The sequence below is a fragment of the Pseudomonas sp. S30 genome, from assembly GCF_016518545.1.
In the GTDB taxonomy this organism is placed as follows: domain Bacteria; phylum Pseudomonadota; class Gammaproteobacteria; order Pseudomonadales; family Pseudomonadaceae; genus Aquipseudomonas.
Genome location: NZ_JACVTO010000006.1, coordinates 150,049 through 165,664 on the forward strand (window position 1 = coordinate 150,049; position 15,616 = coordinate 165,664).

The 15,616-nt window shown below is 65.6% G+C and carries 12 protein-coding genes; 7 read left to right on the top strand and 5 right to left on the bottom strand.

The annotated features are described in order from the left end of the window. Positions 1-33: 33 nt before the first annotated feature. The 4 genes from IAE34_RS09255 to mnmC all read right to left on the bottom strand — a co-directional run bounded on the left by IAE34_RS09255 (position 34) and on the right by mnmC (position 7,038). On the bottom strand, positions 34-1,218 hold the full coding sequence (locus IAE34_RS09255; RefSeq protein ID WP_200138577.1) for an osmoprotectant NAGGN system M42 family peptidase: 1,185 nt from the start codon (positions 1,216-1,218) through the stop codon (positions 34-36). Positions 1,219-1,293: 75 nt separating this feature from the next. Then, positions 1,294-3,036, bottom strand: coding sequence for an N-acetylglutaminylglutamine synthetase (ngg, locus tag IAE34_RS09260; protein WP_200138578.1), 1,743 nt, complete (start codon positions 3,034-3,036; stop codon positions 1,294-1,296). A 4-nt stretch (positions 3,037-3,040) separates the two neighbouring features. Then, positions 3,041-4,828 (bottom strand): N-acetylglutaminylglutamine amidotransferase, encoded by a 1,788-nt coding sequence (locus IAE34_RS09265; protein WP_200138579.1) that lies wholly within the window; start codon positions 4,826-4,828, stop codon positions 3,041-3,043. Between the two features lie 224 nt (positions 4,829-5,052). Continuing rightward, a complete protein-coding gene (gene mnmC, locus IAE34_RS09270) occupies positions 5,053-7,038 on the bottom strand; it encodes a bifunctional tRNA (5-methylaminomethyl-2-thiouridine)(34)-methyltransferase MnmD/FAD-dependent 5-carboxymethylaminomethyl-2-thiouridine(34) oxidoreductase MnmC (RefSeq protein WP_200138580.1) in 1,986 nt (661 codons plus the stop codon). A gap of 126 nt (positions 7,039-7,164) precedes the next feature. Here mnmC and pap point away from each other — a divergent pair, with 126 nt between their 5' ends. Next, on the top strand, positions 7,165-8,655 hold the full coding sequence (gene pap, locus IAE34_RS09275; protein ID WP_200138581.1) for a polyphosphate:AMP phosphotransferase: 1,491 nt from the start codon (positions 7,165-7,167) through the stop codon (positions 8,653-8,655). Positions 8,656-8,713: 58 nt separating this feature from the next. Continuing rightward, positions 8,714-9,697, top strand: a complete 984-nt coding sequence (locus tag IAE34_RS09280; RefSeq protein WP_200138582.1) for a DMT family transporter — start codon at positions 8,714-8,716, stop codon at positions 9,695-9,697. Positions 9,698-9,715: 18 nt separating this feature from the next. On the opposite strand, the gene IAE34_RS09285 is transcribed toward IAE34_RS09280, so the two are convergent. Then, positions 9,716-11,110 (bottom strand): class II fumarate hydratase, encoded by a 1,395-nt coding sequence (locus IAE34_RS09285; protein ID WP_200138583.1) that lies wholly within the window; start codon positions 11,108-11,110, stop codon positions 9,716-9,718. Positions 11,111-11,265: 155 nt separating this feature from the next. Here IAE34_RS09285 and IAE34_RS09290 point away from each other — a divergent pair, with 155 nt between their 5' ends. From IAE34_RS09290 to IAE34_RS09310, 5 genes are all read left to right on the top strand, one after another. Further along, complete coding sequence (locus tag IAE34_RS09290) at positions 11,266-11,790, top strand: DUF2059 domain-containing protein (RefSeq protein ID WP_200138584.1); 525 nt, start codon at positions 11,266-11,268, stop codon at positions 11,788-11,790. 10 nt (positions 11,791-11,800) lie between these two features. Beyond that, positions 11,801-12,097, top strand: coding sequence for a BolA family protein (locus IAE34_RS09295; RefSeq protein WP_200138585.1), 297 nt, complete (start codon positions 11,801-11,803; stop codon positions 12,095-12,097). 117 nt (positions 12,098-12,214) lie between these two features. After that, positions 12,215-13,147 carry an oxygen-dependent tRNA uridine(34) hydroxylase TrhO gene (gene trhO, locus IAE34_RS09300; protein WP_200138586.1) on the top strand — a complete coding sequence of 311 codons (933 nt, stop codon included), beginning with the start codon at positions 12,215-12,217 and terminating at the stop codon, positions 13,145-13,147. Between the two features lie 3 nt (positions 13,148-13,150). Then, positions 13,151-13,783 (top strand): DsbA family protein, encoded by a 633-nt coding sequence (locus IAE34_RS09305; protein ID WP_200138589.1) that lies wholly within the window; start codon positions 13,151-13,153, stop codon positions 13,781-13,783. Then, the gene (locus IAE34_RS09310; RefSeq protein WP_200138591.1) at positions 13,776-15,608 is read left to right on the top strand and encodes an ABC transporter ATP-binding protein; all 1,833 of its coding nucleotides are present in this window, start codon (positions 13,776-13,778) and stop codon (positions 15,606-15,608) included. The genes IAE34_RS09305 and IAE34_RS09310 overlap by 8 nt, the downstream gene beginning before the upstream one ends. Positions 15,609-15,616: the final 8 nt, after the last annotated feature.

Sequence of the window (15,616 nt, forward strand, 5' to 3'; positions counted from 1 at the left end):
GCCCCCGCAGGGGCGGCTCCCGGTCGTGACGGATCAGGGCTTGTTGCCAACCAGGCTGTCGACGGCAGGCACTCGGGTATCGCTTTCCATCTGCGCATCGTGTTCGAGCTGATGGCTGAAGCGCTCCAGCGACGGGTTGGCCGGCTGCGAGTCGCTGGCGAAGACCGGCGGGCTCAGCAGATAGGCCGACAGTAGCCGACTCAGGGCCACCAGGCTGTCGATGTGCGTGCGCTCGTAGCCATGGGTGGCATCGCAGCCGAAGGCGACCAGTGCCGTGCGGATGTCGTGTCCGGCGGTGACCGCCGAGTGGGCGTCGCTGAAGTAATAGCGGAACAGGTCGCGGCGCACGGGCAGTTCATGGTCGCCGGCCAGTTTGAGCAAGTGCCGAGACAAGTGGTAGTCGTACGGGCCGGAAGAATCCTGCATGGCCACGCTCACCGCATGCTCGCTGGACGCCTGGCCCGGCGCCACCGGCGCGATGTCGATCCCGACGAACTCGCTGACATCCCAGGGCAGGGCGCCCGCAGCGCCCGAGCCGGTCTCCTCGGTGATGGTGAACAACGGATGGCAGTCGATCAGCGGCTGCCGACCGCTCTCCACCACCGCCTTGAGCGCCGCGAGCAGTGCGGCGACCCCAGCCTTGTCGTCCAGGTGACGGGCGCTGATGTGCCCGCTGTCGGTGAACTCGGGGAGTGGGTCGAAGGCCACGAAGTCGCCGATGCCGACACCCAGCGCCTCGCAGTCGGCCCGTGTGGCGCAATAGGCGTCCAGGCGCACCTCGATGTGTTCCCAACTGATCGGCATCTGGTCGATGGCGGTGTTGAACGCGTGACCACTGGCCATCAGCGGTAGCACGCTGCCACGAAACACGCCGGTGTCGGTGAACACGCTGACCCGGCTGCCTTCGGCGAAGCGACTGGACCAGTGGCCTACCGCCGACAAGGCCAGGCGACCGTTATCCTGAATCTGCCTCACGCTGGCACCGATGGTGTCCAGATGGGCCGACACGGCGCGGTCGGGTGAGGTCTGCCGGCCCTTGAGCGTGGCGCGGATCGTCCCGCGACGGGTCAATTCGAAAGGAATGCCCAGCTCGTCCAGCCGTTCGGCCACGTAGCGTACGATGGTGTCGGTGAAGCCGGTCGGGCTGGGAATGGCGAGCATCTCCAGCAAGACCCGCTTGAGATAGTCCAGATCAGGTTCGGGGAGTTTTTCGGACATACAGACTCCTTGAGGTGTGGATCGCTGCATCGGTCAATCGTCGGCAAGCCCACGACTGGCCGATGCAGCCACCGCTCAAGCCAGGGGCCGGCTATGGGGAAACAGCAGGTCGACGAAACGTTCGGCGGTCGGCCGTGGCTCATGGTTGGCCAACCCCGCGCGCTCGTTCGCCTCGATGATGACGTACTGCGGCTGCTGCGGATCGTCGACCATGAAGTCCAGCCCCACCACCGGAATTTCCAGCGCTCGGGCGGCACGCACGGCCGCTTCGGCGAGCACCGGGTGCAGCCGGTCGGTCACATCCTCCAGCGTCCCGCCGGTGTGCAGGTTGGCCGTACGGCGCACGGCCAGGCGTTGGCCGGCTGGCAGCACGTCGCCCAGGCCCAGGCCGGCGCAGCGGACGGTGCGCTCGGTCTCGTCATCCATGGGAATGCGGCTTTCGCCGCCCGTGGCAGCCTGGCGACGACGGCTTTGCGCCTCGATCAGCGTCTGGATGTCGTGACGGCCATCGCCGACAATCTCGGCGGGGTGACGGATAGCGGCGGCGACCACCTCGAAGCCGATCACCACGATGCGCAGGTCGAGCCCTGGGTGACAGCTCTCCAGCAACACCCGGCTGTCGAACTGGCGGGCATGCGACACGGCCTGGCTCACCTCGTCGAATTCGCGCAGGTCCACCGCCACTCCCTGGCCCTGTTCACCGTCCACGGGCTTGACCACGATCGAGCCGTGTTCTTCGAGAAACGCCAAGTTGTCGTCCGCATTGCCGGCCAGTTGCTGTGCCGGAACCTGCAAGCCAGCTTCGTGCAGCACCTTGCGGGTCAGGCGCTTGTCCTGGCAGAGGGTCATGGTCACGGCGCTGGTCAGGTCGCTCAGCGATTCTCGGCAGCGTACACGGCGTCCGCCCAGGCTCAAGGTGTACAGGCCGGCGGCCGCGTCATCCACCTGGACCTCGATACCGCGGCGCAGGGCTTCATTGACGATGATCCGGGCATAGGGATTGAGCGCCGCCTCCGGGCCCGGGCCCAGGAACAGCGATTGGTTGATGCCGTTGCGGCGCTTGACGGCGAAGGTCGGCAGGTTGCGAAAGCCGAGCTTTTCATAGAGCCGTATGGCCTGGCGATTGTCGTGCATCACCGACAGGTCCAGGTACGCCAGGCCGCGACTCATGAAGTGCTCGACCAGGTGACGCACCAGCACTTCGCCCACGCCTGGGCGACTGCATTGCGGCGAGACCGCCAGGCACCACAGGCTGCTGCCATGCTCCGGGTCGTCGAACGCCTTGCTGTGGTTCAGGCCCATGACGCTGCCGATGACCGCGCCGGAGTCCTCGTCCTCGGCCATCCAGTAGACTGGGCCGCCTTCGTGGCGTGGCGTCAGCAGTTCGGGAGTGACCGGCATCATGCCGCGCGACTGGTACAGCGCGTTGATCGCCTGCCAGTCGCCTTCGCTCTGCGCCCGGCGAATGCGGAAGCCGCGAAACACGCGCTGGGCCGGGCGATAGTCGGAGAACCACAGGCGCAGGGTATCGGAGGGGTCGAGGAACAACTGCTGCGGCGCTTGGGCGAGCAGTTGATGCGGGGCGGCTACATACAGCGCGATATCACGCTCGCCCGCCTGCTCTTGCAGCAGGGCGTCGGCCAACTGCGCGGGAGCGGGGTAGGTATGGCCGATCAGCAGCCTGCCCCAACCGCAGTGCACCGCGCGAGGCTGGTCGTGCGGCTCGCTAGCATCGGCGGCCAGGCGAGCCTGAAGGCGCTCGTAGGACGGCGCCTGACCGCGCAGCAGGCGCTGTTCATAGGCACTATGGGGTTTCATCGAATCAGATTCCTTGTTCGCTGAGCCACAGGTTCAGGGCGGCCAGCTGCCAGAGCTTGGAGCCACGCAGCGGCGTGAGCTGACCCTGCGGATTGCTCAGCAGCCGATCGAGCATCGCCGGGTTGAACAGGCCGCGATCCTGGCTGGGATCGGTCAGCAGTTCACGCACCCAATCCAGGGTCGCGCCTTCCAGGTGCTTGAGACCCGGCACCGGGAAATAGCCTTTCTTGCGGTCGATCACCTCGTGGGGAATCACGCGTCGAGCGGCCTGCTTGAGCACCTGTTTGCCGCCGTCGGGCAGCTTGAAGCGGGCGGGGATGCGCGCCGACAATTCCACCAGGCGATAGTCGAGAAACGGTGTGCGCGCCTCCAGGCCCCAGGCCATGGTCATGTTGTCGACGCGCTTGACCGGGTCGTCGACCAGCATCACCGTGCTGTCCAGGCGCAGGGCCTTGTCGACCGCATCCGCTGCGCCCGGTCGGGCGAAATGCTCGCGGACGAAATCGCCGGCTGCGTCGTGGTCCAGCAGCCAGGGTGCCTGAACCGTGTCCCGGTACTCGGCGTGGCTGCGGTCGAAGAACGCGTCGCGATAGGCGGCGTAGGCGTCGTTGGCGCCGTCGACCTGCGGGTACCAGTGATAGCCGGCGAACAACTCGTCGGCACCCTGGCCGCTTTGCACCACCTTGCAGTGCTTGGCCACTTCCCGCGAAAGCAGGTAGAAGGCGATGCAGTCGTGGCTGACCATCGGCTCGCTCATGGCGCGGAAGGCCGCTGGCAACTGGTCGATGATCTCGTGCTCGGCAATGCGTAGTTGGTGGTGACGCGTGCCGTAGTGACGCGCGATCAGATCCGAGTACTGGAACTCGTCGCCACGTTCCCCGCCGGCATCCTCGAAACCGATGGAGAACGTCGACAGATCGTCCACGCCCACCTCGCGCAGCAGACCGACCAGCAGACTGGAATCGACGCCGCCGGAAAGCAGCACGCCAACATCAACTGCCGCACGTTGACGGATGGCCACGGCCTCGCGGGTCGCGTCCAGCACCCGAGTAGTCCAGCCTTCGAGGTCCAGTTCACGTTCGTCGGGGTTCGGCCCGTAGGTGAGCTGCCACCAGGTCTGACGCTCGACTTCGCCGTGGCGATCCACCCGCATCCAGGTGCCGGGCTCCAGTTTCTGGACATTGGCCAGCAGGGTCCGGGGGGCTGGGACCACCGCGTGGAAATTCAGGTAGTGATTGAGTGCCACCGGGTCGATCATCGGATCGATGTCGCCGCCCTTGAGCAACGCTGGCAAGGTGGAAGCGAAGCGCAGGCGCTCGCCGTTGCGCGACAGATACAGCGGCTTCACGCCCAGGCGGTCGCGGGCCAGGAACAGGCGCTGTTTGTCGCGCTCCCAGATGGCCAGCGCGAACATGCCGTTGAGCTTGGGCAGCAGCGCAGCGCCCCAGGCGTGGTAGCCCTTGAGCAGCACCTCGGTATCGCCGTCGGACCAGAAGCTGTAGCCCAGGTCCTGAAGTTCCTGGCGCAATTCGGGGAAGTTATAGATGGCGCCGTTGAAGGCCAGCGACAGACCCAGGGTGTTGTCGGCCATCGGCTGGGCCGAGCCGTCGGACAGGTCCATGATTTTCAGTCGGCGGTGACCTAGGGCGATCGGGCCGTGGCTGTGGAAGCCCCAGGCATCCGGGCCGCGCGGCGCCAGATGATGGGTGATTCGCTCTACCGCAGCGAGGTCCGCTGGGCGAGGGGCTTGGCCGAGGGGGGTGAAACGCAACTCTCCTGCTAATCCGCACATAAGTCCTTACCGGTTTTGCCGTTGGGGAAAAGTGCCCTCCCATGGGGCACCTTAAGGAACTGACCCAAGTGATTTGTGAGAGTTTTAGATCGATCGGTTATAAGTGACCGACGGTGAATCGTGAGCCATCAGCGATGGCTCATGATCGTGGCGCGCCAGCGCCCCTGGCCTGGAAAGCGAGTCGCTGGAATGTGCGCCTGGCAGCGAGCAGGCATAGACGAGGCTCAGTGCCCGCGGATCAACCGACGCAAGGCGAAACGGTTGGGATGGCAGGCCTCGGCCACCGCCCGAGGCAGCGGCAGAGGCTCGCCATTGACCCAGGCTGCAATCAGCTCGCCACTCAATGGCGCCGTAATCAATCCGCGCGATCCATGCCCGGTATTGACGTACAAGCCTGGCAGCCAGGGGCACGCCACCTCCGGTACCTGCCGCGCATCCTTGCCCAAGGATGCGTACACCTGGGCGAAAGCGCCGTGCTCGGCGATCGGGCCGACGATCGGCAGGTAGTCGGGGCTGGTACAGCGCAGCGCAGCACGTCCTTGCAAGTGTTGCGGGTCCAGCTCAGATGCACCCAGGCGCTCGCTGAGGTCCGCAGAGATGGCCTGCAGCAAGTCGAGGTTGCTGGCATGCTCGGCCGCCGTGGGGGTCAGGTCCTGGTTGTGGAAGTCGAAGCTGGCGCCGAGCGTGTGCTCGCCTTCTCTACCTGGAGCGATGTAGCCTTCGGCGCACACCACCGTGTTCAGCGACTGGCTGCGGGCGGTGCAGGGCAACCGGGTGATCTGCCCGCGAATGCCCTTGAGCGGGAGTTCGGCGCAGGGTGGGAAGTGGCGAACCTCGGCGGCGCCGGCCAGCACCACCACGGGTGCGCTGGCCAGCAGGCGATCGCCCTCCCAGGCCTGCCAGCCATCGTCCACTCGCCGCAGTTGCAACACCTGGTGATGGGGCAGCAGTTGGATGCGCGGGTGCTGCAATTGCGCCTGGCATAGTGCAGGGGGATGCACCCAGCCACCTTCGGGATAGAACAGTCCGCCGCAGGGCAGGCCGACGCCTGCGATGGCCTCGGCCTGCTCGCGCTCGACGCAGTGCAGCAGGTCGGGCGAAAAAGCATTGGCCAGCTTGGCCTGGCGCGCGCGCTCCTTGTCATCGAACGCCAGTTGCAGCACGCCGCAGCCGTCCCAATCACGTCCGCGCTGCAAGCCTTGCAGCCAGCGACGGGTGTAGCCGAAGCCCGAGAGGATCATCTGAGACAGGGCCGTGCCGTGGGCCGAGAGTTTCAGGTACAGCACCCCTTGGGGGTTGCCGGAGGCCTCGCGGGCCGGCGCGTCGTGCCGTTCCAGCACCTGCACCTGCCAGCCTCGCGCGGCCAGGGCCCAAGCGCTGGCGCAGCCAGCCAGCCCCGCGCCGATCACCAGAGCCTGGCGTGGCCCTGGGGGCACGGGCGGGCGCGCATACCAGGGCGCCGGGCATGGCGGCGCGGGCCGGTCTTCATTCCAGCCGACGAATTCGCCGCCCATCACCTCCCACTTCTTGCCCAGCCCGGGCACCTTGCGCATGGCGAACCCGGCCTCCGCCAGCGCCCGACGTACCCAACCCGTGGTGGTGAAGGTGCCGAGGGTGGTGCCCGGTCGCGACAGGCGCGCCAGCTGCACGAACAGCTCGGGAGTCCACATGTCCGGGTTCTTCGCCGGGGCGAAGCCATCGAGAAACCAGGCGTCGACGCTCGCATCCAGTAGCGGCAGCTGGGTCAGGGCGTCGCCGATCAGCAGGGTCAGGGTCACTCGCCCACCTTCGAAAGCGATCTGCTGGAACCCCGGGTGAATGGCCACGTATCGATCCAGCAGCGCCTGGCTGAACGCTGCCAGCTCCGGCCAGAGCGCCGCCGCGCGCGCCAGATCCGCCTGGCTCAGCGGATACTTCTCCACACTGATGAAATGCAGGCGCGCTTCGGGGTGCGCCGTTCGCTGGAACAGTTGCCAGGCGCAGAAGAAATTCATCCCGGTGCCGAAGCCGGTCTCGCCGATCACCAGGCAGGCATTGGCTTCGAGTTCGGCAAAGCGCTGGGCCAGGTGATTGCGTTCCAGGAACACGTACACCGTTTCATGTACGCCTTCGTTCTTGGAAAAGTAGACGTCGTCGTACTGCCGCGAATGGGGGCGGCCTTGGTCGTCCCAGTCGATCTGGGCATGCTGGAGGGGAGAGCTATCGGACATGAGGGTCGGCGCCGCGAGTGGCCGGCAGGAAGCCGTGCAAAACGCCAATAGTGGCACGCTGCGCTTTTTCTTGCAGCCTGCCGCTCGCAGCTTGTAGCTTAGGCCGATCCATTGAAGGAGCCCTCCATGTTCGAATCCGCGCAGATCGGCCACAGCATCGACAAGCACACCTACGACGCCGAGGTGCCAGCTTTGCGCCAGGCCCTGCTGGAGGCGCAGTTCGAACTCAAGCAGCAGGCACGGCTGTCGGTCATCGTGCTGATCAACGGCATCGAGGGCGCCGGCAAGGGCGAAACCGTCAAGCTGCTCAACGAGTGGATGGATCCGCGCATGATCGAGGTTCGCACCTTCGACCAGCAGACCGACGAGGAACTGGCGCGCCCGCCGGCCTGGCGCTACTGGCGTGCCCTGCCGCCCAAAGGGCGCATGGGCGTGTTCTTCGGCAACTGGTACAGCCAGATGATCCAGGGCCGGGTGCATGGCCAGTTCAAGGATGCGGTACTGGACCAGGCCATCAACGGCGCCGAGCGGCTGGAGCAGATGCTGTGCGACGAGGGCACGGTGATCATCAAGTTCTGGTTCCACCTGTCCAAGAAGCAGATGAAGGCGCGGCTCAAGACCCTGCGCGACGACCCGTTGCACAGCTGGCGCATCAGCCCCCTGGACTGGCAACAGTCGCACACCTACGACCGCTTCGTGCGCTTCGGCGAACGCGTGCTGCGCCGTACCAGCCGCGACTACGCGCCCTGGCACGTGATCGAAGGGGTCGATCCCAACTACCGTGCCCTGGCGGTCGGGCGCATCCTGCTGGAAAGCCTGCAGGCAGCGCTGGCCAATGCCAAGGACAAGCGCCAGGCCAACGTCGCGCCGCTGGGCCGCAGTATCGATGGCCTGAGCCTGCTCGGTGCGCTGGACCTGACCCGGCGCCTGGACAAGCACGATTACCAGGAGCAACTGGTGGCCGAGCAGGCTCGCCTGGCCGGTCTGCTGCGCCACAAGCGCATGCGCGAACACGCCCTGGTCGCGGTGTTCGAGGGTAATGACGCTGCGGGCAAGGGCGGCGCCATCCGCCGCGTGGCCGCCGCCCTGGACCCGCGCCAGTACCGCATCGTGCCGATTGCCGCGCCGACCGAGGAAGAACGTGCCCAGCCGTACCTCTGGCGTTTCTGGCGACATGTGCCGGCGCGCGGCAAGTTCACAGTCTTCGACCGTTCCTGGTATGGCCGTGTGCTGGTGGAGCGGGTCGAGGGGTTCTGTACCCCGGTCGACTGGATGCGCGCCTACGGCGAGATCAACGATTTCGAGGAGCAGTTGAGCAACGCCGGCGTGGTGGTGGTCAAGTTCTGGCTGGCGATCGATCAGCAGACCCAGCTGGAGCGCTTCGAGGAACGCGAGCAGATCCCGTTCAAGCGCTACAAGATCACCGAAGAAGACTGGCGCAATCGCGACAAGTGGGATGTCTACGCCGAGGCGGTCGGCGACATGGTGGATCGCACCAGCACCGAGATCGCGCCCTGGACCCTGGTCGAATCCAATGACAAGCGCTGGGCCAGGGTGAAGGTGCTGCGTACGCTCAACGAGGCATTGGAAGCGGCCTTCGCCAAGCATAAGAAGTAGGCACAACTCATCCGCCTGAGGTGAGCGGCTACCTGCCGCCACCGATTCGAGGACTTCAATGCACATCTCATCCGGACGCTGGGTGCGAGGCCTGGGCCTGGCCCTGCTGACCGCGTTCCTCTGGGGCATCCTGCCGATCAAACTCAAGCAGGTGCTGCAGGTCGTGGATCCCATCACAGTCACCTGGTATCGACTGCTGGTGTCCGGAGGGCTGCTGTTCGCCTGGCTGGCCGCCAACGCCCGGTTACCGTCGTTCCGCGGGCTGGGACGCAAGCGCCTAGGGCTGGTCGCGGTGGCCGTGTGCGGGCTGATGGGCAACTACGTGCTGTATCTGGTGGGGCTCAACCTGCTGAGCCCCGGCACCGCGCAACTGGTGGTGCAATTGGGTCCGGTGTTGCTGCTGGTGGCCAGCGTGTTCGTGTTCAAGGAGCGCTTCAGTCTCGGCCAGGGGCTGGGGCTGCTGGTGCTGCTGGCAGGGTTCGGGCTGTTCTTCAACGAGCGGCTCGCAGAGCTGCTGACCTCGCTCGGCGCCTACACCACCGGCGTACTGACGATTCTGCTGGCCACCAGCATCTGGGTGTTCTATGCCCTGAGCCAGAAGCAGTTGCTCACGGTGTGGCATTCACAGCAGGTGATGATGGTCATCTACCTGTGTTGCGCGGTCCTGCTCACACCCTGGGTGCACCCGCTGCAGGTCTTGCGGTTGACGCCGCTGCAAGGTTGGCTGCTGCTGGCCTGCTGCCTGAACACATTGGTCGCCTACGGGGCCTTCGCCGAGGCCCTGGCCCACTGGGAGGCGTCACGGGTGAGCGCCACCCTGGCACTCACGCCTCTGGTGACCTTCGTCGCGGTAGCCGCCGCCGCCTGGCTCTGGCCGGATTATGTGCATACCGAAGACATCAACGCCCTGGGGTACGCCGGTGCGGTGACGGTAGTGCTCGGTTCCGCCCTGGTCGCGCTGGGACCGTCGTTGATGGCCAGTTGGAGAAAGCGGCGCGGCGCAGCAAGCCGCCCCACCCATGGACCCCGGCATTCGCCGTGATCCACAGGGGGCGGCCGATCAGCCCTTGCCGCCTGGCGCCAGCATGGTCTGCGGCCGTACCCACTGGTCGAACTCGTCGTTGGTCAGGTACTGCAACTCGAGGGCCGCTTCGCGCAGGGTCTTGCCTTCGCTGTAGGCTTTCTTGGCAATTTCTGCCGCCTTGTCGTAGCCGATGTGCGGGTTGAGCGCCGTCACCAGCATCAGACCACGCTCCAGGTGAGCGGCCATCTGCTCGGCATCCGGCTCGATGCCGGCCACGCAGTGCTGCTGGAAGTTGCGGCAGCCATCGGCCAGCAGCTCGATCGACTGCAGCAGATTGTGGATGATCACCGGCTTGAACACGTTGAGCTGCAGGTGTCCCTGGCTGGCGGCGAAGCCGATGGTCGCGTCGTTGCCCAGCACCTGGCAGGCCAGCATGGACAGTGCCTCGCACTGGGTCGGGTTGACCTTGCCCGGCATGATCGAGCTGCCTGGTTCGTTGGCCGGCAGGCGCACCTCGGCGAGACCGGCACGGGGGCCTGAACCGAGCAGGCGCAGGTCGTTGGCGATTTTCATGAGGGCCACGGCCAGGGTCTTCAGTGCCCCGGCCAGGCTGGTCAGGGGTTCGTGGCCGGCGAGGGCGGCGAACTTGTTCGGCGCGGTGACGAAAGGCAATCCGCACAGCGCTGCCAATTCCGCCGCGATGGCTTCGGCGAAGCCCTGCGGCGCGTTCAGTCCGGTCCCCACCGCCGTGCCGCCCTGGGCCAGCTCGCACACCGCCGGCAAGGTCGCGCGAATGGCCCGTTGCGCGTAGTCCAGCTGGGCGACGAAGGCGGAGACCTCCTGGCCGAAGGTGATGGGCGTGGCGTCCATCATATGTGTGCGGCCGGTCTTGACCAGCTGCGAGTGGCGCGCCGACAGCTCGGCCAAGCCCGAGGACAGCTCGGTGATCGCTGGTAGCAACTGCTCCTGCACGGCCTGGGCGGCGGCGATGCTCATGGCGGTGGGGAAGCAGTCGTTGGAGCTCTGCGAGCGGTTGACGTGATCGTTCGGATGCACCGGCAGCTTGCCACCGCGACCTTTGCCGGCCAGTTCGTTGGCTCGTCCGGCGATCACTTCGTTGACGTTCATGTTGCTCTGGGTACCGCTGCCGGTCTGCCAGACCACCAGGGGGAACTGGTCGTCGTGCTTGCCGGCCAGCACCTCGTCGGCGGCCTGTTCGATCAGGCGCGCGAGGTCGGCGGGCAGGTCGCCATTGCGGTCGTTGACCCGCGCTGCCGCTTTCTTGATCAGCGCCAGGGCGTGCAGCACCGGCAGCGGCATGCGCTGCTGACCGATGGCGAAGTTGACCAGCGAGCGCTGGGTCTGCGCGCCCCAGTAGGCCTGTTCAGGAACTTCGACGGGCCCCAGGCTGTCTGTCTCGATACGGCTCATGCTGCGATCACTCCTTTGTAGAACGACATCGCAGTTTAGGTCCTGATTCGTCCGAGCGGTTCAATCGCTCGTCCTGCCACTTGAGCGCAGCGCCCCTGCGGCGCAGAATGCTCGACTCCGAGGTGTTCGCCTCACCCTCTCATGAAGGAATTGCAATGACCCGTCTTCGTGTCCTCTTTGCCGCCGTCGCCCTGGCCTGTGCCAGCGGCCAGGTCCTCGCCGCCACCCCAAGCCACAACGCCGCCGCCGAGAAGTTCCTGACCCTGGCCAATGCCGACAAGCTGGGCACCCCGGTGTACATGCAAGTGCAGCAGATGTTCGCCCAGCGCTTCGCTCAGACCAAGGCGCCAGAGTCCAAGAAGCAGGTACTGGCCAGCTACCAGGCCAAGGCCAACGCCGCGCTGGACAGCGCCATTGGCTGGAAGAAGCTCAAGCCGCAGATGGTCAACCTGTACACCACCACCTTCTCCGAGCAGGAGCTCAAGGACCTGGTCAAGTTCTACGAGTCGCCGTTGGGCAAGAAAGTCCTGCAGGAAATGCCCAAGGTCACCCAGCAGTCGGCCCAGCTGACTCAGCAGAGCCTCGAGCCTGCGGTGCCTGTGGTCAACAAGCTGCTCGAAGACATGACCAAGGAACTGGACCCGAACGCCGGCAAGGCCGCCGCGCCGGCCAAGAAGTGAGCCAGGCACGATGAGCATGCAGCAGCGCATCGAGCGGCAGCTGGCAGGGCTGGGCGACCAGCACCTGCAGGTGCTCGACGAGAGCCACATGCACAGCCGTGGCCAGCAGACGCACTACAAGGCGGTGCTGGTCAGCGAGCAGTTCTCTGGCCTGAACAGCGTCAAGCGTCACCAGAAGGTCTACGCTACCATGGGTGAACTGATGGGCGAGATTCACGCCCTGGCCATCCACACCTACACGCCCGAGGAATGGGCGCAGGTGGGCGCCGCGCCGGCCTCGCCGGTGTGTGCCGGCGGCGGGCACTGAAACTCGCCTGCCATTCTGGTAGAATCCGCGTCATCCGGGGGCCGCTTTTGCGGCCCCCAGCTTTTTGTCAAACCCGGTCCGCCCCTTACGAGGGCGACCACCAGGAGAAATCGATCCATGTCTGAACCCATCGTCGTGGCGGCGCTGTACAAGTTCGTCTCCCTGCCGGACTACCTCGAACTGCGTGAGCCGCTGTTGCAGACCATGCTCGACAACGGCGTCAAAGGCACCTTGCTGCTGGCCCAGGAGGGTATCAACGGCACCGTCTCGGCCACCCGCGAAGGTATCGATGGCTTGCTGGCCTGGCTGCGCAACGATGCACGCCTGGCCGACGTCGATCACAAGGAGTCGTACTGCGACGAGCAGCCGTTCTACCGCACCAAGGTCAAGCTCAAGAAAGAGATCGTCACCCTCGGCGTGCCGGGTGTCGATCCCAACCAGCGGGTGGGCACCTACGTCGAAGCCAAGGACTGGAACGCGCTGATCAGCGACCCTGAAGTACTGTTGATCGACACGCGCAACGATTACGAAGTGGCCATCGGCACCTTCAAGGGCGCCGTCGACCCGAAGACCGAGGCCTTCCGCGAGTTTCCCGCGTACGTGAAAGCCAACTTCGATCCCGGCAAGCACAAGAAAGTGGCGATGTTCTGCACGGGTGGCATCCGCTGCGAGAAGGCGTCCAGCTACATGCTCGGCGAGGGTTTCGAGGAGGTCTATCATCTCAAAGGCGGCATCCTCAAGTATTTCGAGGAAGTGCCACAGGAGCAGAGCCTCTGGGATGGCGACTGTTTCGTGTTCGACAATCGGGTCACCGTGCGCCACGACCTGTCCGAGGGCGAGTATGACCAATGCCATGCCTGCCGCCATCCCATCGATGCCAAGGACCGCGAGTCCGAGCACTATTCGCCCGGTGTCAGCTGCCCGCATTGCTGGAACACCCTGAGCGAGAAGACCCGGCGCAGTGCCATGGATCGCCAGAAGCAGATCGAGCTGGCCAAGGCACGCAACCTGCCGCACCCGATCGGTCACAACTACAAAGCCGAGGCCTGAGGCATGAGTGCTCGCCTGCTCTACGTGATGGACCCGATGTGTTCCTGGTGCTGGGGGTTCGCACCCGTGGCTGCGGCGCTGATCGCCCAGGCTGGCGAGGCCGGAGTCGCCACGCAATTGGTACTCGGCGGGCTGCGCAGCGGTAGCAGCGCGCTGGACGCCTCGACGCGCAAGTACATACTCGAGCATTGGCAGGCGGTGGCTCAAAGCACCGGCCAGGCCTTTCGCTTCGAGGGTGCGCTGCCCGACGGCTTCGTCTACGACACCGAGCCCGCCTGCCGCGCATTGGTCGCTGCGCGCAACCTCGACGAGCCACGAAGCTGGGCACTGCTCGCATCGATCCAGAGCGCGTTCTACGAGCAGGGCGTGGACATCACCCGGGCGCCCCGACTGGTGGAGCTGGCCGGTCAGGTCGGCTTCCAGCGCGAGGCCTTCGCGGCGGCCTTCTCCAGCGCCGATACCCATACGCGCACGGCGGCGGATTTCACCTGGGTACAGGATCTGGGTATCGCCGGTTTCCCGACCCTGCTGGCCGAACGCAACGGCCAGCTGGCGCTGCTGACCAACGGCTATCAGCCCCTCGAAACGCTGCAGCCGTTGCTCGCCCGCTGGCTGCAGCAGGCCGCCTGTGCTTGATCTGCCAGGCTCGTGCGACCCTGCGTCCAGTACGCCGGTGCCAACGCCCGAACGCCTGAGCTGGGCCCATGTCCGCCGCCTGGCCCTGCAGCATCGCAAGGCGCTGTGGACGGCCAATCTGGTGGCGGTGCTCGCCGCGTGCTGCAGTGTGCCGATCCCCTTGCTGCTGCCGCTGCTGGTCGATGAGGTCTTGCTCGGCCATGGCGATGCGGCCCTCAGGTGGATGAACCAGCTGCTGCCCAGCCAGTGGCAGTCCGCGCCCGGCTACATCGGCCTGATGTTGCTGGCGACCTTCAGCCTGCGCCTCGCGTCGCTGGCGCTCGGAGTGATCCAGGCTCGTCAGTTCGCCACCCTGGCCAAAGACATCGTCTATCGCCTGCGCATTCGCTTGATCGAGCGGCTCAAGCGTATTTCCCTCAAGGAATACGAAAGCCTGGGCAGTGGCACGGTGACCACGCACCTGGTCACGGACCTGGACACCCTGGACAAGTTCGTCGGCGAGACCCTCAGCCGTTTTCTGGTCGCCATGCTCACCCTCGCGGGCACTTCGGCGATCCTGTTGTGGATGCACTGGAAGCTGGCGCTGCTGATCCTGCTGTTCAATCCGCTGGTGATCTACTTCACCGTGCAATTGGGCAAGCGGGTCAAGCACTTGAAGAAGCTGGAGAACGACAGCACCGGGCGTTTCACTCAGGCGTTGAGCGAGACCCTGGACGCCATTCAGGAAATCCGCGCCAGCAACCGCCAGGGCTATTTCCTCGGCCGCCTCGGTCTGCGCGCTCGCGAAGTGCGGGACTATGCCGTGGCCTCGCAGTGGAAGAGCGACGCCAGCGGCCGGGCCAGTGGCCTGCTGTTCCAGTTCGGCATCGATATCTTCCGTGCCGCCGCGATGCTCACCGTGCTGTTTTCCGACCTGTCGATCGGCCAGATGCTGGCGGTGTTCAGCTACCTGTGGTTCATGATCGGGCCGGTCGAGCAGCTGCTCAACCTGCAATACGCCTATTACGCCGCAGGGGGTGCCCTGAGTCGCCTCAATGAGCTGCTGTCGCGCGAGGACGAACCTTTCTACCCCAGTACCTGCAATCCGTTCGACGGCCAGCGAACGGTCGGCATCGAGGTGCGCAACCTGCGCTTCGCCTATGCCGATGAGCCGGTGCTCGAACACCTGAACCTGAGTATCGCACCGGGAGAAAAGGTCGCCATAGTCGGGGCCAGTGGCGGCGGCAAGAGTACCTTGGTGCAGTTGTTGCTGGGACTCTACAGCGCCCAGGCCGGTACCGTCCGCTACGGTGGGGCGAGCCTGCAGGACATCGGCCTCGAGACGGTGCGCGAGCACGTCGCCGTGGTGTTGCAGCACCCGGCGCTGTTCAACGACAGCATTCGCGCCAACCTGAGCATGGGACGCGAATGCAGCGACCAGGCCTGTTGGCAGGCGCTGCGCATCGCCCAGCTCGATGCCACCATCCAGGCCCTGCCCCAGGGGCTGGACGCGGTAGTCGGTCGCTCGGGCGTGCGCCTGTCCGGCGGCCAGCGCCAGCGTCTGGCGATCGCGCGAATGGTATTGGCCGAGCCTAAGGTGGTCATCCTCGACGAAGCCACCTCGGCGCTGGACGCTGCCACCGAATACAACCTGCACCAGGCCCTGGCGCGCTTCCTCAGCGGTCGCACGACAGTGATCATTGCCCACCGCCTTTCAGCGGTGAAACAGGCCGATCGTGTGCTGGTGTTCGATGGCGGTCACGTGGCAGAGGAGGGCGATCACCAGCAATTGATTGCCGAGGGCGGGCTGTACGCCAAGCTCTACGGTCACCTGCAGCAGACCTGAAGCCAGCG